The organism is Catenibacterium sp. GCM10023432 (assembly GCF_042651925.1).
GTDB classification, from domain to species: domain Bacteria; phylum Bacillota_I; class Bacilli_A; order Erysipelotrichales; family Coprobacillaceae; genus Catenibacterium; species Catenibacterium mitsuoka.
On record NZ_JBHSEB010000048.1, the window covers coordinates 1 to 22,576 of the forward strand.

Annotated in this window: 15 protein-coding genes and 1 other annotated feature; of the genes, 13 read left to right on the forward strand and 2 right to left on the reverse strand. The window is 34.4% G+C overall.

The window, feature by feature from the left end; genetic code table 11:
- Window positions 1–235 precede the first annotated feature (235 nt).
- Together ACFOZZ_RS07385 and ACFOZZ_RS07390 are read right to left on the reverse strand one after the other, a co-directional pair.
- Window positions 236–754 carry a TetR/AcrR family transcriptional regulator gene (locus ACFOZZ_RS07385; protein ID WP_278860686.1) on the reverse strand — a complete coding sequence of 173 codons (519 nt, stop codon included), beginning with the start codon at window positions 752–754 and terminating at the stop codon, window positions 236–238.
- 104 nt (window positions 755–858) lie between these two features.
- Window positions 859–1,143: a hypothetical protein gene (locus ACFOZZ_RS07390; RefSeq protein ID WP_215656301.1), complete on the reverse strand. Its 285-nt coding sequence runs from the start codon at window positions 1,141–1,143 to the stop codon at window positions 859–861.
- A 149-nt stretch (window positions 1,144–1,292) separates the two neighbouring features.
- On the opposite strand from ACFOZZ_RS07390, the gene ACFOZZ_RS07395 reads away from it, so the two are divergent.
- The 13 genes from ACFOZZ_RS07395 (at window position 1,293) to ACFOZZ_RS07455 (ending at window position 22,524) form a co-directional block, all read left to right on the forward strand.
- A complete protein-coding gene (locus ACFOZZ_RS07395) occupies window positions 1,293–3,158 on the forward strand; it encodes a PTS fructose transporter subunit IIABC (protein WP_055289990.1) in 1,866 nt (621 codons plus the stop codon).
- A gap of 238 nt (window positions 3,159–3,396) precedes the next feature.
- Entirely contained in the window at window positions 3,397–3,543 is a 147-nt protein-coding gene (locus tag ACFOZZ_RS07400) for a hypothetical protein (RefSeq protein ID WP_187114898.1), read from the forward strand.
- Window positions 3,544–3,552: 9 nt separating this feature from the next.
- Entirely contained in the window at window positions 3,553–4,500 is a 948-nt protein-coding gene (locus tag ACFOZZ_RS07405; RefSeq protein WP_376814975.1) for a hypothetical protein, read from the forward strand.
- A gap of 27 nt (window positions 4,501–4,527) precedes the next feature.
- Complete coding sequence (locus tag ACFOZZ_RS07410) at window positions 4,528–5,169, forward strand: hypothetical protein (RefSeq protein WP_376814976.1); 642 nt, start codon at window positions 4,528–4,530, stop codon at window positions 5,167–5,169.
- A 420-nt stretch (window positions 5,170–5,589) separates the two neighbouring features.
- Window positions 5,590–5,824: a binding site (T-box leader), on the forward strand.
- 73 nt (window positions 5,825–5,897) lie between these two features.
- The gene (locus ACFOZZ_RS07415) at window positions 5,898–7,604 is read left to right on the forward strand and encodes a carbon starvation protein A (RefSeq protein WP_055290064.1); all 1,707 of its coding nucleotides are present in this window, start codon (window positions 5,898–5,900) and stop codon (window positions 7,602–7,604) included.
- A 529-nt stretch (window positions 7,605–8,133) separates the two neighbouring features.
- A complete protein-coding gene (locus ACFOZZ_RS07420) occupies window positions 8,134–9,291 on the forward strand; it encodes an MFS transporter (RefSeq protein ID WP_376814977.1) in 1,158 nt (385 codons plus the stop codon).
- A gap of 247 nt (window positions 9,292–9,538) precedes the next feature.
- Window positions 9,539–10,975 (forward strand): N-acetylglucosamine-specific PTS transporter subunit IIBC, encoded by a 1,437-nt coding sequence (nagE, locus tag ACFOZZ_RS07425; protein WP_279068341.1) that lies wholly within the window; start codon window positions 9,539–9,541, stop codon window positions 10,973–10,975.
- A gap of 11 nt (window positions 10,976–10,986) precedes the next feature.
- On the forward strand, window positions 10,987–11,811 hold the full coding sequence (locus tag ACFOZZ_RS07430; RefSeq protein WP_270469422.1) for a PRD domain-containing protein: 825 nt from the start codon (window positions 10,987–10,989) through the stop codon (window positions 11,809–11,811).
- A 219-nt stretch (window positions 11,812–12,030) separates the two neighbouring features.
- Entirely contained in the window at window positions 12,031–17,262 is a 5,232-nt protein-coding gene (locus ACFOZZ_RS07435) for a beta-N-acetylglucosaminidase domain-containing protein (protein ID WP_376814978.1), read from the forward strand.
- A gap of 106 nt (window positions 17,263–17,368) precedes the next feature.
- On the forward strand, window positions 17,369–18,562 hold the full coding sequence (locus tag ACFOZZ_RS07440; protein ID WP_376814979.1) for a nucleotidyltransferase family protein: 1,194 nt from the start codon (window positions 17,369–17,371) through the stop codon (window positions 18,560–18,562).
- Window positions 18,563–18,577: 15 nt separating this feature from the next.
- Window positions 18,578–20,032 carry an LCP family protein gene (locus ACFOZZ_RS07445; protein ID WP_376814980.1) on the forward strand — a complete coding sequence of 485 codons (1,455 nt, stop codon included), beginning with the start codon at window positions 18,578–18,580 and terminating at the stop codon, window positions 20,030–20,032.
- A 315-nt stretch (window positions 20,033–20,347) separates the two neighbouring features.
- Window positions 20,348–22,216 carry a polysaccharide biosynthesis protein gene (locus ACFOZZ_RS07450; RefSeq protein ID WP_376814981.1) on the forward strand — a complete coding sequence of 623 codons (1,869 nt, stop codon included), beginning with the start codon at window positions 20,348–20,350 and terminating at the stop codon, window positions 22,214–22,216.
- Window positions 22,216–22,524 (forward strand): PqqD family protein, encoded by a 309-nt coding sequence (locus tag ACFOZZ_RS07455; protein ID WP_006504572.1) that lies wholly within the window; start codon window positions 22,216–22,218, stop codon window positions 22,522–22,524. The genes ACFOZZ_RS07450 and ACFOZZ_RS07455 overlap by 1 nt, the downstream gene beginning before the upstream one ends.
- Window positions 22,525–22,576: the final 52 nt, after the last annotated feature.

Consider the following 22,576-nt stretch of genomic DNA (forward strand, 5'->3'; position numbering starts at 1 on the left):
ATAATCACGGTAGTCAAATACACCAAGTTCATTTCTTATGACTTCCTTCATTCTATCTGTTTCCAATACATATAAAACTCCATTTTTAATAATTACATATTTACATAGTTTACACATAAAAAATATCCTCCTGGTTATTACACCTAGAGGATATCTTTATTTCTAATCAATTTTAAGTACTTTTTTATTTAATGTCCTTGACACGGGGTCCACATTAAAAATGAGAGGGTTTTTATTATTTGTGATATACAAATGTTCTAATGATTGATTGTAGTTCCTGTTTAGATTCCTTCATATCTCCATTAAGCCATCCCATCATAATATAGTGAAGTGGTGTTAAGAAAGAAATCATGAAATATTTAAAGTATTTCTCAATAAATGGATTATTAAATACATGAAGAGAGATTTCATCTAGAAAACGCTGCTTCTCCTGTGATAAAAAATCCTGATAGTACCACTTCTCTAATGTAATGAAGATAGTTGCATGCGCTTCATAGACATCAATTACTTTCATGATAAAATCATCAGACTCTATATACTGCTTGTCTTCTATTTTATCTAGATAAGTATACTTAAATAGATTAAAATAGATTTCTTTTAATACATCATCTTTGGAATGATAATAAAGATAAAATGATTGTCTAGAAAGACAGGCATTTTGACATATCTTTCCTACTGTGAGATCTTCATAATCACTCTCCTTCAATAATTCCACAGTGCTTTCATAAAGTTTCTTCTTCGCTTCTTTTTTCATATTGTAATCCGCCTTTAATTCAATTTTACCTTATTTAGAAGCAATAAAAAAGCATCAACTCTTTTGAAGTTGAAACTTTTCACTCTATATGTCATATTTTACATTTATTTGTTTTGAAAAGCTCTGTTATCTATCTCTATCACATTCCAAAATAAAGCATATCCATCTTTGCCGCCACTATTAGCCCAGGCACTTTCCTTATGGATTTCACCACGAGGACTCCAGTCATAATCATCTTCTTCACATGATTCTATATCAATATTCATAGAATCAAATGTCTTAGAAGCACTCTCATACAATGCCTTCACTGCTTCAACGTGTGTTTGAAATAGTCCTTCTACTTCAATGTTTTCTCCATTTTCCATGTCACCATAAATGACTGCATACATAGTAACACCTTCTTTCTTTTCTTATTATAATCTTATTTCTATGAAGTGTTAAATGATAAGAAAAATAATTTCTTATAAACATAATATTACCGTACTTATTTACAGAAAATTATGATAGAATGCATGTATATTATAACTAGGAGAAGAATATGAAAATAACAGATTTGATGAGTAAAGAAGCCATCAAGATTCATGGTCATGCCTCTAGCAAGATGGATGCAATTGATCAAATGGTGTCTTTAATGAATAAACAGGGCAATGTCTCTGATAAAGAAGCATATAAAGAAGCAGTTATAGAAAGAGAAAATCTTTCTACTACAGGTATGGTGGATGGTATTGCGATTCCTCATGCAAGAACAACTGCGATTACTCAAGCAGGTATTGCCGCAATGACACTACCTGAGGGTGTAGATTATCAATCTATGGATGGTCAGCCTACAACTCTTATTTTCTTGATTGGGGCACCAGATAATGGCGATAATGTACATTTACAGGTATTAAGTGAACTCTCTACATTACTAATGGATCATGATTTTTGTGAAGATTTAAAGAATGCGGGAACGCCTGAAGAATTCTTATCTATTATTGATTTAGCACAAAGTGCTAAACATGAAACAGAAGAAGTCAAACACCCTGAAGTCTTAGCAGTCACTGCCTGTCCAACAGGAATTGCTCATACATATATGGCTGCAGAAGCATTGGAAAAAAAGGCTAAGGAAATGGGTGTATCTATTAAGGTAGAAACACAAGGTTCAGTAGGGGTTAAGAATGAACTCACACAAGAAGATATAGAATACGCAAAGGGTGTTATTATTGCGGCTGATAAGAATATCTCTTTAAATCGTTTTAATGGTTTACCACTCTATAGCTGTCCTGTGGCAAGAGGGATTGATGAGCCAGAAAAGCTTATTCAGATTATCTTAGATCAACAAGCACCTATCTATAAAGGTGAAGAAGTAAAGGTAGAGAATAACCAAGAAAAGGGATGGCATATTCCTTATAAACATTTAATGAATGGTTTTTCTCATGCTTTACCTATTCTAGTTGCAGCAGGATTTATGAGTGTACTTGCAACTAAACTTACATTTAATACACAATTTGCGAATATACTGAATGTCTTTGGGAACATTCTTTACTTACTTGTATTACCCGTATTATCAGGCTATATTGCGATGAGTATTGCTGATCGTCCAGCTTTAGGACCTGGACTTGCATGTGGTTATATTGCCTATAGTGGTTTTACTTTAGCCTGGTTAAATAACCCTTATACTACTTTAAGTACATCAGGCTTCTTAGGGGCTATAGTAGGGGGCTTTATTGCAGGATATCTCGTACTTGCGATTGAGAAACTCTGTACTAAGATTCCAGATATGTTTGATGGTATTAAACCAGTCTTACTATATCCAGTATTAGGCGTATTATCATCAGGTATTGTGATGACAGTACTTAATACATATCTAGTGATTGCTCATTCATTTATTATGGAACGTGTGAATAACCTACCACTTATTTCATTAGTTATTATTGGGGCATCACTTGGTGCGATGATGTCTATTGATATGGGTGGTCCTGTTAATAAGTTTGCTTATTTATTTGCGAATGCTTTAGTTTTCACTAGAGCGAATAATGCGGCTATTATCATGGCTTCTGTTATGGGTGCTGGTATGATTCCACCTCTTGCGATTGGCTTTTCTACACTTGTATTTAAAGAAAAGTGGACTAAAGAAGAAAGAGGTACTACTTTAAAAAACATTATTATGGGCTTATCATTTGTATCGGAAGGGGCTATACCTTTTATGCAGAAAGATCAAAAACATGTCTTACCTGCATGTATCCTAGGTTCACTTATTACTGGTGCATTATCTGCTTACTTTAAGTGTGGAGTGATGGCACCTCATGGTGGTATCTGGATTATCTATTTGATGTCTAATCCACTCAAGTATGTCTTAGCACTTCTAGCTGGTGCAATTGTATCAGGTCTTATTATTACATTTACACACAAGTCTGAGTCATAACTCAGGCTTTTTTTATGCATAAAAAAAAGAGGAACCTCGGCGCCTCCCCCGATTGCAGGCTTCACGAGTATCTGCAATCTAATCACAAAAGTAATATAACCTATATGGCACAGTAAGTCAATTATGAAAAAGAAAAAGCACAAAAGTTTAGATGGACACAAGAATAATTTTACATTTTACATTTCTCATGGAGGTATAAGTAAAAACTTTATATAATTAAATAAATGAGGTGATTACAATGAATAGATTATTACTATTACATGAATTACTTAATATGGTAAATAAAGACAAGTGGGCTGAAATATATAATCTAGACCATTATTTCAATATAAAACTATATGATTATAATTCTTTAGAGGATTATCAAGAAGCAATAGAAGATTAAGGTGATACTATGGGAAGAATAACAACACTATTTCAAACACTTAAAGATTTAAACAAAGATAGATGGGTGAGAAAATATAATCCTCACCAACAATTCTTTGTAGATGTTGATTGGTATGATACTGAAGAAGAATATTTAAATGCTTTGCGTGATGATTGGAAATCTGAAGCAGATCCATTTGATGAATGTGATCATTATGTTGATGTATCTAAATATGATAATTTTGAAGACTATGAAAAATCAGTTAATATATGCTTAGAACATCTTGAGTGGATTGAAGAAGTATCTAGATATGGTGACTTTGATATTGATCCACAAAACTATAAGAATGAAGATACTTATCTGGATGCTCTAACAAAGAGAATAAAAGAGAAGTATGATCCTGAAAATGAATTTTATTGTATTGATCCTCTAGATTATGATTCACCTTATGAGTATCAATATGAAATAGATGAAAGAATACATTGGCTGGAATTATATGATCCAAATCATCAATATCCTGTTGATCCAAGTGAATTTAGTGATGAAGAAGACTATGTAGAAGCTGTCAATGAGTGGAAAGACTATGTCGCAAAGCTTGATGCAGAATTAGATGAAGAAGAAGCTTTAGAGTCTGATGATATGAAAGACTATCGCCAAAAAGCGATGAAACAAATGTCTAGGAAACGACCATGCTTCACTCAGTATAGTTCATTGGATAAAGAAGTTTCTCAAGAGGGAAATGTCATTGAAGAAGATAAAAAGTTATGGGGAGATAAACATAATTTCTATAATTCATTTAGTTCTGTAGATCCTACACAGTATGATCATGAAAGTGATTATTTAGATGATTTAAGAGTGAAATGGAAGGAATACTATGATCCTTCTGATATGTATGATGTTGATCCACATGATTATGATAATGAAGGAGACTATATGGATGCTATTCAGAATTTTATAAAAATGAAAATGAGATAAGAGAATAGTCGAAGTAAAGGTGACACTATGAGAAAAAGATCATTACTATTATATGCAGTGAGAGATATGATGAGAAAAGATAAGTGGGCTGAGAGGTATAACCCTGATCAAAGATTCAATGTGAGTCAGTATGATTATGAAACTGTCGCTGAGTATCTGGATGCACTTAGAGAAGAATGGAAAGAATATGTGGATCCATTTGAAATATGTGATGGGTATGTTGATGTTTCAAAGTATAAGAATTTTGAGAAATATGAAGAAGCAGCTCAAGAGTATTTAGATCGTCTTGATTGGAAGAAAGTTGAACCGGATTATGATAAATATGATGTAAATCCATTAGATTTTGATACTAAAGAACAATATCTTGATGCATTGTATCAGAAGGTAAGAGAAGAATATGATCCCTATGATGATTTTCCAGGACTTGATCCTAGTTCATTTGATTATCCTTTTGAATATGATTTTGCGATTGATGAAAGAAGGGAGTGGAAAGAAGAACATGATCCTGAAGATAAATATGATGTAGATCCAGGTGCTTATGAGTATGAAGATGATTATGTCGAAGCTATTAAAAAGTGGAAGCGCCATATAGCAAGACTTGATGCAAAATCCCCTTCTTATACAAGTAATCGTAATAAAGCGAAGAAACAATTGTCTAGGGAACGTTAAAGTGAATCTGAGTCTAATCTGGTTGATATAGAAGAAAATCCAACTGAAGAAAGTAAACAGTCCTGGGGGGATAAACATAATTCCTTTAACACATTTAGCTCTATAGATCCTATACAGTATGATCATGAAAGTGATTATTTAGATGATTTAAGAGTAAAATGGAAAGAATACTATGATCCATCTGATATGTATGATGTTGATCCACAGGATTATGATAGGGAAGAAGACTATATGGAGGCCATTAAACAGTATATTAAATCCAAATATAGGTGAAGCTTTACTATGCTGATTTAGAATACTTCGACATGTAACTACCGCTTACATTTACGAATAACATAAAACTATTAAATATATTTACATTATTCGCAATAAAGTGTTGACAAAAAATAGTATTGGACTATTATATAGGCATACATATGAAACAGAGCGTTGAACAAGATACGATTTCTAATCCGCTTCCTATAGAGAGCATCCAGCTGGTGGAAAGGATGCAGGTAATGATTATGGGACCATCCCTTGTGAGCTGTTTTCTTGAAAATAATAGTAAAGAAAGCCGTAATTTCTGCGTTAAAGAAATAGCATTCATGGGATGTGAAGTGGTGATGTGAATCACAATCTAAGTGGTACCGCGGAAACACAGGTTTTCGTCTTAGACAGGTCATTCTAAGACGAAAGCCTTTTTTATATCTGTTTTATATGTATAAAGTAATTCTGGGGGGAATTTATTTATGAATGGTTTACTTTTACTTGGATTAGCAGCCCTTATCCTAGTAGTAGCCTATCTATGTTATGGTCGCTATTTAGTAAAAACTTGGGGTATTGATCCTAATGCAACAACACCTGCTGTTGCGAAAGAAGATGGCACAGACTTTGTACCTACTAATAAATGGTCAGTCTTTGCACATCAGTTCTCATCTATCGCTGGTGCTGGACCAGTTACTGGACCAGTTATGGCTATGGTATTTGGTTGGTTACCTGCATTCTTATGGGTAGTCATCGGTGGTGTATTCTTTGGTGCTGTACAGGACTTCGGTGCACTTTATGCTTCAGTTAAATCTGAAGGTAAGTCAATGGGTCAGATCATCGAAAAATACATTGGTAGAACTGGTAAGAAATTATTCTTCTTATTCTGCTGGGTCTTCACATTAATCGTTATTGCTGCATTCGCAGATATGGTTGCTGGAACATTCAATGGTTTCAGTGCTGAAGGAGCTAAGCTTGCACCTAATGCCAGTGCTGCTTCTATCTCTATTCTTTATGTATTTGTTGCTATGGCATTTGGTTTATTATTACGTAAGGTTAACTTAGAAGGTTGGCCAAAGGTTGTACTTGGAATTGTCTTAATCGTTGCAATGCTTGCAGTGGGTATCAAATTCCCTGTATATGCAACTAAAACTACTTGGATTTATTTAGTATTTGTTTATATTTTCTTTGCATCTGTTACACCAATGTGGTTATTAAAAGGTCCACGTGACTACTTAACTACATTCTTATTCATCGGTATGATTGCTGCTGCAGTTGTAGGTGTATTCTTAAGTAACCCAACTGTTACTGTACCAGCATTCACTGGATTTAAAACAGCTACAGGAAGTTACTTATTCCCAACATTATTTGTAACTATCGCTTGTGGTGCTGTATCTGGTTTCCATTCTCTTGTATCTTCTGAAACATCTTCTAAGATGGTTAAGAATGAAAAAGATATGCTTCAGGTTGGTTATGGTTCAATGTTATTAGAATCATTACTTGCTGTATTAGTTATCGTAATCGTTGGTTCATTACCAAACTTAAAACAGACTGGTGTCTTAGATACAGCTCTTGCTAACATGGCTTTAGCTGATACTGCCACACCTTTCACTAAGTTCTCTGCTGGTGTAACTGGTTTAGTAGCACAGCTTGGTTTACCACAGTCTTGGGGACTTTGTATCATGACTATGTTCGTTTCTGCTCTTGCATTAACTTCATTAGATGCAGTTGCTAGAATCTCACGTATGTCTTTCCAGGAATTTTTCGAAGTAGAAGAAGGAGAAACACCATCACAGTTAGTATCAGTCTTAACTAATAAATATGTCTCTACACTTATTTCACTTTTCTTTGGCTATTTATTAAGCTTAGGCGGATATGTTAACATCTGGCCATTATTCGGTTCAGCAAACCAGTTACTTGCTGCAATGGTATTAATTTCACTTGCTGTATTCTTAAAGGTTACTGGAAGAAAAGGTTTCATGTTATATGTACCAATGGCTTTAATGTTTGTTGTAACTATGACTGCATTAGTACAGGCTATTTATGGTATCTGCATGAAGTTATTCGTAACTGGTGGTTTCATGATCATGACAGATGGTCTACAATTAGTCGTTGCCGTATTATTAGTTGCTCTTGGTCTTATGATTACTTTCCATTCAACTGGTAAGTTAGTGAATTCAAAAGCTGAATAATAATTTCTGAAGTCCCTACTTGTAGGGGCTTTTTTATATGCATTTAAAATGTTAGAGAGAGTCTGAATCTCATGTAATTATATGTAATCATTTACAAAATAAATATCTTTACACATGTCATGAAATTATAATGTATTTTCATATTAAGACAATTAATACACTTAGGGAAATAACAAAAATAGAACTTTTTTTACTCATGAAAATGTGAAAAATGCCACTTTTTAAATTGTTAAATTCATAAATAACTATAATTCTATTACATATTGACAGAAATTTACAATTTGGTATTGACGAGTGAAAAAATGTTTTTTAAAATAGATTTGTGTCTAGAGAGCGGACACAGCAAACTGCCCTGAAGCATGTTCTATAACTAGTCATGTAGAATATGCTGGTTCCTAGAACCGGGGCACTTTGTTTGAATATTCAGACATGATTCTTTGGAGTCATGTCTTTTTTTCTTATTGAGAAAATAATTGTACCCCTTTTGATAAATACTATATAATACCTAAGGTTATCGAGGGAGGAAATTATGAAACACCTACAAATGAAATACAATAGTATCCAGTTCTTATATTGGATTACTAACTGTACGATTTTTGGCTATGTAGCCATCTTCTTACAATATAAGGGATTAACGAATACAGAAATAGGGATAGTGACTGCTATGGGAAGTATCATGATGCTTTTGCTTTCCGCAAATATCTCTAACTTACCAAATAAGTATGAAACACTCACACCACATAATGTTATCTTAGGAATCTATGCTATACTATTTGCATCATTTAGTGCTCTTTACTTTATGACACTACCTAAAGTAGTTGTCATGGTACTATATATCGCATTATTATTCCTAGTTACTTGTGTTGTTCCATTTTTATCACAATTCGCAATGGATTATGTAAAAATGGGTAAAGATATCAACTTCGGGCTTGCAAGAGGACTTGGGTCATTCTCTTATGCATCAAGTGCCTTTTTAATGGGATACTTAGTAGAATGGTTAGAACCATCTGTTATTTATATTGTCTTTATTATTTCAAGTATTCTATTTATCATTAATTTGTTGATTCTCCCACACTCTACTATTAAGAATGAGTCAACAGAAAAACCAGCCAATCCATTTGGCTTGATTACTAAATATAAGAAGTTCTTCTTCTTTCTATTAGGGTTTGGATTTGCGATTGCAGGTGCTACTTCTTTATCTACTTACTTAATTAATATAGTTAAGAAGCTAGGTGGGGATTCATCGTTCTATGGTATCGCCATATTCTTTATGGCAGCAAGCGAAACACCATTCATGACAATGACTTATCGCTTAAAGAAAAGATTTGGACCTGAGAAGCTTATTGTTTTTGGTCTCATTATGTATATCTTTAGAAACTTCCTAATTGCATTAGCACCTAGCCTATTTGTCTTATTAATAGGTATGGTATTCCAGGGATGTTCTTATGGATTGCTTTTTGCTACTTATACATATTATTGTAATGATGTCTTGTCTGAAGCAGATCAGATGGCAGGACAGACACTTATTACAATGATGGCTAATGGTTTTGGGTTCTGCTTAGGAAATTATTTAGGTGGTGTTTTACAGGATACATTGGGGTTAACAAGTATGCTGATCTTTGCAATGATTGTTACACTTATTGGTGCATTGATTGGCGTATGTACGTATAAATTCATGAAAGACTAGAGGAAGAGAAATCTTCCTTTTTTTAATATGACATTAATTAAATACAAAAAATGAGCGTAAAGGGTTACGTAATGGTATAAAAATGATATAATTATCACGTTATGAAAATATAACACTTTTTTATGATTATTGTATTTCTTCATTTCTTCTTAAGAAACAAAATGTTTTAAGTAATGTGATTTTTTACAGTTATGGGAGAAATAAATGTACAATAATAGTAGATACACTACAGAAGAGGGGGATAGAGTTGAACTTTTTACAGAAATTAGGTAAATCTCTGATGCTTCCGGTGACCATTATGCCACTGGCTGCATTACTAAAAGGTATTGGCTACTGGATTGACCCCTTGGGATGGGGAGTGAATAATCCGTTCGCTGCTTTTTTGATATTATCAGGTGGTGTCGTGATTGATAATCTTCCTATACTATTTGCGATTGCAGTTGCTATAGGAATGACAGATAAGAAGAATACAGCGCTTTCTCTTGCAGCTGTCATCAACTATCTGATGATTACTAAAATATTATCACCTGAAGGTATTTCACTTATATCAGGTCTTCATATAAGCAAGGTTGCACTGGCATTTCATGATACAAGTAATGCCTTTATAGGTATTATAGTAGGACTTATAGTGGCATATTGTTTTAAGAAGTTTAATCATATTGAACTGCCAGGACCTCTTTCATTTTTTAGTGGTGAGAGATTTATTCCTATTATATCAGGTCTTGTTACACTTCTTTTTGCCGGTGTATTTATCTATATATGGCCATTACTTTATGATGCATTTATTCATTTTGGAACATGGATGTCCCATTTAGGACCAATGAGTGCAGGTCTCTATGGATTCTTTAATAGACTCCTTATACCTACAGGACTGCATCATGCATTAAATTCAGTATTCTGGTTCAATGTAGCAGGCATTAATGATATAGGACGTTTCTGGGGCACAGTATCTGGAGGAATCAAAGGAATCACAGGTATGTATCAGGCAGGCTTTTTCCCTGTTATGATGTTTGGCTTACCTTGTGGGGCATTGGCTATTTATCAATCAGCTGATAAAGAAAATAGAAAGAAAATAGGTGCATTGATGTTCTCTGCAGCACTTGCTTCTTTTTTGACAGGTATTACAGAACCGTTGGAATTCTCTTTCATGTTCTTAGCACCAAGTCTCTATATCGCTCATGCTATTATGACTGGTATAATGATGTTTATTGCAGCAAGTATGCATTGGCTGGCAGGATTTAGCTTTTCTGCAGGGCTTATTGATTATATATTAAGTTTTAAGGCGCCATTTTCTTATCAGGCTATTCATTTGATTCCTTTAGGAATTATCTGTGGTGCACTCTATTATGTCGTATTTAGAAGTATGATTCTTTATTTTAATCTCATGACACCAGGAAGAATGAAAGAAGAAACAAAAGAAGTGAAGACAAGTCTCGCATTTGACTATGATGATCTCGCTATTTCTTTTGTAGAAGCACTTGGTGGTAGAAGTAATTGTTTATCTGCAGACGCATGTATTACACGTTTAAGACTCGAAGTCAAGGATACAAGTCTCATTAATAGAGATGAGATTACACGTCTAGGCTTTGATCATGTGGTGGAGGCAGGAGAACACTATGTGCAGATACTTGTTGGTACACATGCTCAGTTTATAGCAGATGCGATGAACGATATATTAATGTAAAGGGGAATATTATGAGAATAATCAAGATCTTCAATAATAATAGTGTTGCCGCTATTTCTCCAGAACTAGGTGACATTATTTTAACCGGTTCAGGTATTGGTTTTCAGAAGAAAGTAGGGGATGTCGTAGATTCTCAAAAAATTGAGAAGACTTATCTGTTTAAGGAAGATCCACATAAAAGATTAGAAAGAGAAGATAATATCTCTCCAGTCTGTTATGAAATTACCAATCAGATTGTCTCACGTGCGATTAAGAAGCTTCGTTCACGTTATTATGGAGAAATATTCCTAACAATGACTGATCATATCTCATTCGCATTAAAACGCAAGATGGAAAATATCAAACTGCCTTATGTCGTACTTGGAGATGTCAGTGTTCTTTATAAAGATGAATATGAAATTGGCTTATGGGCATTAAGCTATATTAAGAAGAAAACAGGTATTACATTGGATCTAGAAGAAGCCAACTATATAGCACTACACTTAGTGAACTTCTCAATGGACAATAATACCCATAATGCGACTAAGATACTAAGCTTTGTGACTGATATTATCGGTATTATTGAAAATAGTATGAAGGTGACTATTTCTCCTCAGTCTTTAAGCTATGCAAGACTTTCTACTCATCTCAAATACTTAGCTGAACGTATCTTCACAGGAGAGGAAATCAACCTAAAAGACACAACAGAGGATATCAGAGAACTCTTAAAAGAGAATCTAAGATTATCCATGTGCATTAACCGTATTGTGAAACATATTAAAGATAAATATAAATATGATGTATCACCGGATGAGCAGACATTCTTATGCATCCATATTAAACGTATCATGCAATAATTGATGAAAACGCTTGTAATATAAAAAATATACTGCTATACTATTCAAGTAAATGTGGATTGTTACTCTAAGCAGGCAAGACCAGATAAAGATTATGACATACATTTTTTGTCATACTTTATTTGGTCTTTATTTTTTGTAAAAATCCATGTTGAATACTCATTTTACAATTTTCAAGGAGCATAAAATGAGAAAAAATATAAAAGAAAGGAGAACATGATGAAAGGAAAGAAAGTCATTACTTATGCAGTAAGTTTTCTTGTTGCATTAGGCTGTGTATCTGCTTTTCCAATGACTGTACAGGCAGATACAGGGTATGAAGTCTATCCTAATCCTCATACAATGAGCTATTCAAATGGGGATTATGAAATGACTAGTCAGGTCAATGTTGTCTATGAAGATGGTATTGATGCTGATACAAAAGCAAGACTTAATGAAGTTCTTGCATTAAAAGGCATGAGTGCAAGTGTTTCTAGCGAAAAGAAAGCGGGAAAGACAAACATTCTTGTTGGTATTAAGAATTCTAACCAATATGTAGATCAGCATTTTGGTTCTTATTCTAATTCAGGCTTATTTGATAAGCTTGATTCATATGCTTTAAAGTCAGATAAGGGCACTATTTCTATCTTAGGAAAAGATACAGATGCTGCTTTTTATGGCCTTACAAGCTTATATCACATTTTTAAGCAGATAGAGGGGAAAACAATTAGAAACTTCTCTATCGAAGACTATGCGGATGTTGCAAGCCGTGGATTTATTGAAGGTTATTATGGTAATCCATGGTCAACAGAAGATCGTTGTAAATTGATGGAATGGGGTGGCTATTATAAGCTTAACTCATATTTCTATGCTCCTAAAGATGATCCAAAGCATAACGCTAAGTGGCGTGAACTTTATACTGATCAGGAAATTGAAACAAAGATCAAACCACTTGCTGAGGCTGGAAACAAATCTAAATGCCGTTTCGTATTTGCCTTACATCCTTATATGAATAACGCTATTCGTTATAACTCTGAAGAAAACTATCAGGCTGACTTAAAGGTTATGCAGGCTAAGTTTAAACAGGTTATTGATGCTGGTGTTCGTCAGATTGCTATTCTTGCAGACGATGCTGGCAATGTAGGTGGCGCTAATTATACAAGAACATTGACAGATATGTCTAACTGGCTTAAAGAATTACAGCCTTCCTACCCTGGCTTAAAGCTCACATTACCATTCTGTACTCAGGAATATATGGGATGGGGTCAGTCTTACTATCGTGACTTCCCTGAAAACGTACAGATTATCATGACTGGTGGACGTGTATGGGGTGAAGTAACTAATAACTTTACTTCTTCATTCACTAATACTGCAGGTCGTGGTCCTTATATGTGGATCAACTGGCCATGTACTGATAACTCTAAGAAGCATCTAATCATGGGTGGTTATACAACATTCCTTCATCCAGGTGTTGATCCTTCTAAGATACAGGGTATTGTATTAAATCCAATGCAGCAGTCTGAACCAAGTAAGGTTGCAATATTCGGTAATGCATGTTATTCATGGAATATCTGGCAGACTGAAGAAGAAGCGAATAAGTGCTATAATGCTTCATTCAAATATGTGGATCATAATGGTTATGAAGAAACAGCAGCTTCAACTGCTTTAAGAGAATTATCTAAGCATATGATCAACCAGAACATGGATAGCAGAGTGACTCGCTTAGAAGAATCTGTTGAATTAAAAGAAAAACTCAATGCATTCAAGACTAAAGTAACTAAAGGTGAAAAGATCACTGATGAAGAATTTGATGACCTCATCAACGAATTCACAGTATTACAGAATGCATCTAAGACTTATCGTGAAAGCGGTAATGAAAGAATCAAGTCTCAGATTGTTTACTGGTTAAACTGCTGGGATGATACAACAAATGCTGCATTAAACTATATTAAAGGTATTAAAGCTGCACAGAATGAAGAAGACAATGCAACTATCTGGGATTATTATTCAACAGCACAGGCTGCTTTTGAAAAGAGCAAGTCTTATGGTTTCCACTACGTAGATCATTTAGAATATGCTGAAGTAGGTGTACAGCATATCGTACCATTCATTAAATCACTTGATTCATACTTATCTGAAATTGCATCTACAATCGTTAATCCAGATAAACAGATTGCGAAATATATTACTAACCGTGAAGATACTCCAGATGGTAAGGAAGATAACATCTTTGATGGTAATGCTTCTACAGAATTAGTTTACAAGAGCCCTAATACTATTTCTACAGGTACTTATGTAGGTATCAAGTATTCTAAGGCTATTGATGTAAACCATGTAATCTTTAGAATGGGTGCGAACTCTAACCCTAGAGATACATTCTTAAAAGCGAAAGTACAGTATACAACTGATGGTAAGAACTGGACTGATGTCAATGATACAGAATATGACTTACCAAACAATGTAGAATTAACAGACCTTAACCTTAAGGGTGTTAAGGGTATCCGTATGATTGCGACTGAAGATAAGAGTAACACTTGGTTAGGTGTAAGAGATATCTTAGTTAACCCAACGACTACTCCTTCTACAAGCACTGATAAGGGTACATTATCTATGACTAAGATTGGTGTAAAAGGTGGTTCATTAGATAACTTATTAGATGATAATGAATCTACATATGCGCATTTTGCAGAATCTCCATATAAAGCAGGAGAAATCAAGGACTATATTCCAGTAGATGCTGCAGTGACTCTTACATTCAATAATCCAAAGAAGCTAGGTACGATCAACTTCGTACAGGATAGTGGTACTGATAAGATCACTAGATATGCATTAGAATACAGTGTTGATGGTACTAACTGGAAGACATTAAAAGAATATGCTGGTGATGCCACTGTTCATTTAAATGTTGAAGACCAGGATTTGACTGCTAAGGCTATTCGTGTAAGAAACCTTGAATTACATCTTCAGAGTAATACAGCAGGTTATTGGTGGAAGGTAAAGACATTCAACCATACTGATGTAGTGAATGAATATGATGACAAGGCTGTTTATACAAATACTGACTATAAGTTACATTCTAAGAGTACATTAGATCGTACTGATTTAGTGTATACAAAAGAAATGACTTTAGCACCTAAACAGTATGTAGGTGTAAAGTTAGCACGTGTCAAAGATTTAAAACAGTTAGAGCTTGATTATACAGGTGATGTTGTATTAGAAGCTTCAGTGAATGCACATGACTGGGTAGAAGTCACTGATTTAAATAACAATCTTCCAGATGCACGTTATGTACGTTTGATCAATAAGAAGAGTTCTGATGTGAAGTTAACTGTTAATAAGTTTGTGGTACATTCTACAGAAGTCAGAGCACCATACTTATATAAGACAACTATGACTGTTGACCCTTCTTGGGGTGTTATAGAAGATTCTAGAAACAATGGGGCTGCATTTGATGGCAACATCGATTCTACAACTGAATTTGGTGACCTTCCACAGAAGGGTCAGTATATTATCTATGACTTAGGTCAGATGAGAAATATTGATAAGATTGCCATGTATTGTCAGGATAGTGCAGTGAACTATATCAGAGATGCTGTGATTAGTGTTTCTAGTGATTTAGAAAACTGGACAGATGTTGTGACAATTGGTGATGGTGTTGAAAACATTGGTGATGCAGGTGTTCAGTGTATCGATTCTGATGCAGGATACAGAGCATCTAGTACATATCCAAATAAGGTTTATGTATCAGGTACTGCAGATCATGTTCCAGCTCGTTACTTGAGAATCTTATTTACTGCTTCTAACAACAATAGAGCTGTTGTATTCAACGAAATCATGATTAATGATGGTGAATATGCACCAGAAGACAATGACCCTACATTTGAATCTAATGTAACAGAAGCAAAAGGTTACAAGCCTCAGTATATGATTGATGGTGACCTATTAACTTCTTATAAGCCTGGTTCAAATAAAGCAGGTTACTTAACTTATACTCTTTCTGATAGATTAAATGTGAAGAAATTCAACATTATCCAGAAGGGTGAAATCAGTAATGCTAAGGTATATGCACTCATTGATAAAGAAGCGACTACACGTAACGTTCCTGAAGAAGATAAGGAATGGATTCAGTTAGGTACTTTAAGAAAGTCACTTAATGAATTCTATGTACCTCGCGGTAATGTTTATAAGTTAAAGTTTGAATGGGAAGAAAATAGTATTCCTACAATTTCTGAAATCATCAGCTTAACTGATGATGAATTCAAGAGCGAATGTGCTAAGGATCTTAAGGATTATATCGATTCATTAAAAGTAGAAGAAGATAAATACACGACTGCAACTTATGAAGCATATAAGACTGCTAGAGTGGCTGCACTTAATGTTTATAACACGCAGATGGGTGAAAAGGATGCATTAGAAGAAGCAAAAGCTCACCTTAAAGCCTCTTATGATGCATTAGTGGCTCGTGGTGATGTCAAAGCATTAGAAGCAGAAATCAAGGCATTAGAAAAGCTTTCAAAGGATGACTATACTGAAGAAAGCTATAACGCTCTTATGAAAGTAAAAGCAGATGCTGAAAAACTTGCTAAGAACAAGGATGCATCTGTTGAAGAAGTCAATGAAATGTTAGAAGCATTACGTAATGCGAAAGCTGCTCTTGTTACTAAGGCTTCTATCAGCAAGAAGACATTAAGAGACTATATCGATTCTAATAATTTGAAGACTCTTGATACTTCACTTTACTTAACTTCAACAGTTAAGCCTTTCCAGGATGCTTTGAAGAACGCAGAAGATATCTTGAATAAAGAAGATGCAACTGTTTCTGAAATTGAAGAAGCTTATGCTTTGCTTCAGGAAGCAAGAAAGAACCTTGTATTTAAGGCATCTGATGCAGAAGTCAATGTATTAGAAAATAAAGTTGCTTCATTCAAGGAAGAAGACTATACAGCTTCTAGCTATAAGGCATTCTTACCAGTATTAGAAGAAGTTAAGGAAGCATTAAAGGCTGAACATACAAGTGAAGAAATCACTGCATTAACTGAAAAGTTAGATGCAGCTTCTAAGAAACTTGTAAGAAGAGGCAATACTGCTGAACTTGATCTATTACTAGCTCAGGCTAAGAATACAGATAGTAAGTTATATACACAAAAGAGCTATAAGAACTTATTAGAAGTCATCAAGGCTATTGAGGAAGAACTAGAAAATAAAGAAGAATTAACTCAGGAAGAAGTAGATGCACTTACTAAGAAGTTAAGTGATGCGATGGCTCAGTTAGAAAAGAACCCTGAAATCACTCCAGAAACTCCTTCTAAACCATCTACACCTTCTAAACCTTCTAAACCTGGAACTGGTACTGAAACAACTAAACCAAACAAAAAACCACAGACTGGTGATTCTACTATGTTAGGCTTAGCTGCATTCTTTACTATGATTTCATTATTAGGTTATGTTCTTTTAAAGAAGAAAGAAGCATAAGATAAGGGAAGAACTTCGCAAGAGGTTCTTCTTTTTTGCCTTTTTGCGAAGGTGATTTGCAGTAATTGTATTTTTATTATAAAATAGTTTCATTAGGGGAATTGATATGACAAAAATACAAGAAAAACTATTAGAAGCATTAAGTGCTTCTTTAAAGGGTGAGAGTGTTGAATGGGAACCACTTTCACAAGAAGAATTATCAGAATTATATAATCTTGCACATATTCATCAAGTATTACCTTTGGTTTATGAAGCAGTTTATAAATCTCAGGGTGTGAACCCACAGGTCAAAGCCATTTCTATGCGTGCAGCTATGACTCAGGCACTTTCTACAAGAGATTTCTTACAGCTAGTTAATAAGATGAATGAAGCAAAACTTCATCCATTAGTGGTAAAGGGTATTATTGCAAGAAAACTTTATCCTATTCCTGATGAAAGAGTATCAGGGGATGAGGACTTATTGATTACTAAAGAATTATTTCCTACTTACCACCAGTTCTTCACTGAACATAATTTAGTGACAGGAGATGATTTAGAACCTTATGAAGTCCCTTATCAGTTAAAGGGAAGTTCACTTTATATAGAACTTCATAAGACACTTTTCCAGGAAGAATCAGTTGCTTATGGGTCATGGAATCAGTTTTTTGAAAAAGCCCATGAGAGATGTACTACAGAAGTAATAGAGGGTGTGGAAGTATCGACTATGTGTCCAACAGATCATTTCTTATTTCTTATACTTCATGCTTTTAAACACTTCCTTCATAGTGGTGTAGGTATTAGACAGGTCGCAGATATTATGATGTTTGCTTCTCACTATGAGATTGATTATGACTCTATTTTTAATGATCTTAAGAAGATTCATCTAGAAGTCTTTGGGGCAACATTATTATCTATTGGTAAGAAGTATTTACACGATGCACCTATTCCAGATAAGTATTTAGAATTAAGTGAGAATATGGACCACTTATTAGAAGATATACTTGATGCAGGGGTATATGGTAATAGTTCTATGAGCCGTAAGCATTCAGCTAATATGACACTCGAAGCGATTACTTTAGATGCACAAGGTAAAAAAGCCCATGCTTCTTTAAGAAGTACACTCTTCCCAAGTCGTAAGGACCTAGTAGGAAGATATCCTTATCTAGAAAAGCATGGTTATTTATTGCCTATTGCATGGGTCTCACGTATAGTGACATATATGAAGGAATCTTCATCAAGAGAAGATAATAAAGCGACAGAAACAATTAAGATAGGGAAAGAACGTGTCGCTTTAATGAAAGAATATAAGATCATCAAATAGAAGTGAGGGACAAAGATGAAGAAAATATTGAATTTCATAACTGATCATCGATTTATTATCGGTATACAGGCAGTATTAAGTATTATACTTGTGGTAAGTATTGCGTTAGTTAATATCTTGCCAATGCGTTTCTTAATAGTGATAGGGGCATTTCTAGCAATTCTTACATTACTTATGTATTTATTCGCAAAACCTAGTTCTATTGAATCTAGAAATGTTCAGATCAGACCACTTATTGGTAAGATTATTTCTGTAGTTATTAGTATCTTCTTACTTGTGTGCTGTGTATTTATTCAAACAGGTAAGGCAGCCGTTAATCAGGTAACAAGTGAATACGATTATGTCACATATTCTCTCGTCGTAAAGAAGGAGAGTCCTTATCATAAGGCTGAGGATATCTTAAATAAGACAGTGGCTTATAATCCTAATGGAACAAAGATCAATGAAGCATTAGATAGACTAAGTAAAAAAGTATCTAGTTATGGTATTAGTGAATTATATGGTGTAGAAGCAGTTGTGGATGCACTTTATAATAAACAGGCAGATGCCATTCTTATGAATGAAGGATCTCGTACACTCGTGAATGAATACAAAGAGTCATTCGATAAGGATACAAGAGTCATCTGGAGCTGCAAGTTTAAATCTTATAATAAGATTAAAGAAGAAAAGACACTAGATATCTTAAAAGATCCGTTCTGCGTTTATATTTCAGGTATTGACTCTCGTGGTAGTGTTCAGGAAGTATCACGTAGTGACGTTAACATCCTTTTAACAATCAATATCCCTGCTCATCAGGTACTTGTGACAAGTATTCCTCGTGATGCATGGGTCACTCTTGCTGATGCGAAAGCGAAGGATAAATTAACACATTCTGGCTTAACAGGTACACAGAATACTGTAAAGACTGTAGAAAAGTTCTTAGATGTTGATATCAGCTATTATGCACGTGTGAACTTTGAATCATTAGTGAAAGTTGTAGATTCCTTAGGTGGTATTGATGTTTATTCTGATAAGAACTTAGAAGCCTGGACAGGGCAGCCTATTAAAGAAGGCTGGAACCATATGAATGGTCAGATGGCTCTATCATTCTCTAGAGAACGTCATGCTTATACGAGTGGTGATCGTCATAGAGCACAGAACCAGCAGGATGTATTACAGGCTATTATTAAGAAAATGGCTTCTCCTGCTATCATTACTCATTATACGGATATTCTCAATGCGATTGATGGTACATTCGTCACTGATATGCCAATGAATGAAATGGCGCGTGTGGCTAATGATCAGCTTAATACGGGTGCTGAATGGTCATTCCAGAAATCTATGGTATCAGGTAGTGGTAAGATGATGAGGGGTGGCTATTATATGCCTAACACGAACTTGTATTATATGATTCCTGATGAAAATAGCGTTAAACAGAATAAAGAATATATTAAGAAGATGTTGAAGGGTGAAAGCTTCACAGCACAATAAGCAGACTTTGGTCTGCTTTTTTCATAAACAATAGGTTTCATATGTCCATGGATGTAAAGTTGAAAATAGTACAAATAAAGTTTTTTACAGACCAAATAGTAGTATACAGACATTTAAAACTATAAAGTTGTATAAAAAAATACTTAAACACCTCTAAATAGACTTTATCAAGCCTCTACACATATCACCCTATATAAATATAGGGTATAATAGTAATTGAAATTTGATGCAATATATGAAGGTTTTATGTAGGGTATATTGACGAGTTTACAAATAAATGGTAATTTGTACATTGACAAAAAAGGAAGGGATAAAATGCACAGGTTTAAAGAAAATCGAGTGATGTATCAGCGTATGTTGTTCTTGATGATCTTAGATGCGATGTTTACCGTACTTGCTTCGTTTGTAGCCGTTTTAACAAGAATGGAGTTCAAAATTGATTGGTGGGTATGGAATAACTATTTAGAGATTGTTGGGATTGATATATTAATTACGCTTGTTGTTTATTATGTATTTAGGCTTTATAAAAGTATGTGGAGGTATGCTTCTATTATAGAGGTCAGACGATTGCTTCTAGCAGTTATCTGTTCTGATTTTTTCAGAATGCTTCTCTATGTATTTGTATTAAAGGTAGAACTGCCACGTTCATGGTATATTCTTGAACCATGTATGCTTCTTATATTGAGTTCTACTTTGCGTTTCTTATATCGTGGAATGCGTTCAATGAAAAATGACAGTCCACTATTTGAACAGGACAAGCATTTAATCAATGTAATGATTATAGGAGCTGGGGAAGCAGGTAATATGCTTCTTAGAGAAATCAAGAGAAGTTCTCATCTTCCAATGAAAGTTGTATGCTTCATTGATGATGATCCGCTTAAACAGGGTTATTATATGAATGATGTACCGATTGCGGGTAATAGGAATGCCATTGGAGAGATGGTTAAGAAGTATGAGGTAGATGAGATTTATATTGCATTACCATCTGTTTCTATCAACCAAAGAAGAGAATTGATGAATATCTGTAATGATACAGGATGTAAGATCAAGATTCTGCCAGGTATTTATCAGTTGATGAATGGGGAAGTGAAGGTTTCTAAGCTTAGAAATGTTGAGATTGAAGACCTTTTAGGAAGAGATCCGATTTCAGTTAATATGAATCAGATTGCCTCATATGTAGAAAATAGAACAGTTATGGTGACTGGTGGCGGAGGGTCTATTGGTAGTGAGTTATGTAGACAGGTCGCTGCGAGACATCCAAGAAAATTGATCATTGTAGATATTTATGAGAATAATGCCTATGATATTCAGATGGAATTAAGAAATGCACATCCAGAATTGAATCTAGATGTACGTATTGCATCTATTCGTGATGGAGAAAAAATTGATGCTTTATTTAATGAATTAAGACCAGAAGTGGTGTATCATGCAGCCGCCCATAAGCATGTACCACTTATGGAGGATTCTCCTAATGAAGCAATTAAAAACAATGTCTTTGGTACTTTGAATGTTGTAAAAGCTGCAGATAAGTATCATGTTAAGCGTTTTGTACAGATTTCTACAGATAAAGCAGTTAATCCAACCAATATCATGGGAGCAAGTAAACGAATGTGCGAGATGATTATTCAGGCATTCAGCCGTCATTCTCATACGGTATTTACAGCTGTAAGATTTGGGAATGTATTAGGATCTAATGGTTCTGTTATTCCTTTATTTAAGAAGCAGATTGCACATGGTGGACCTGTGACAGTGACTGATAAGAATATTATCCGTTATTTCATGACTATTCCAGAAGCTGTATCACTCGTTATGCAGGCAGGTATATTTGCGAAAGGTGGAGAAATATTCGTCCTAGATATGGGTGAACCGGTCAAGATTGATGATCTAGCAAGAAATCTAATCAAGTTATCTGGCTTTACTCCTGATGTAGATATTCCAATCATCTATACAGGATTAAGACCTGGAGAAAAACTATATGAAGAATTATTGATGGATGAAGAAGGTTTACAGAAGACAGAGAATGGTTCTATTTTCATTGGTCATCCTCTAGATTTTGATGAAGAAGTTTATTTTGAACAATTACATCATCTAAGAGGTACGATTGATGATATGCATCAAGATGCAATCCGTGATGAAGTACGCAAGATTGTCTCTACTTATCATCCAGAATTAGGGGGAAAATAATGGAACAGAATACAAGAGATATACATGGTATCAAGTTCATCAGAGATGAAGATTTCATCTTAAGAGAGATTGCTGGTGAAGCCGTTCTAGTACCAGTAGGAGAAAATACAGAATTATCTAATTCTATTATTTCATTGAATGAAACAAGTGTCTTCTTATGGAAACTCTTTGATCATCCAGTGACTTATGATGAAGTATTAGATGAAGTATATAAAGAATATGAAGACCCTGAAGGGACAATCAGAATTGATGTATTGTCATTCATTAACGATTTTGTCGCTCATGGTTTAATCAAGGAAGTTGAATAATCAACTTCTTTTTATTTTACATATATTCATTGTGATAATATGTGATAGATTT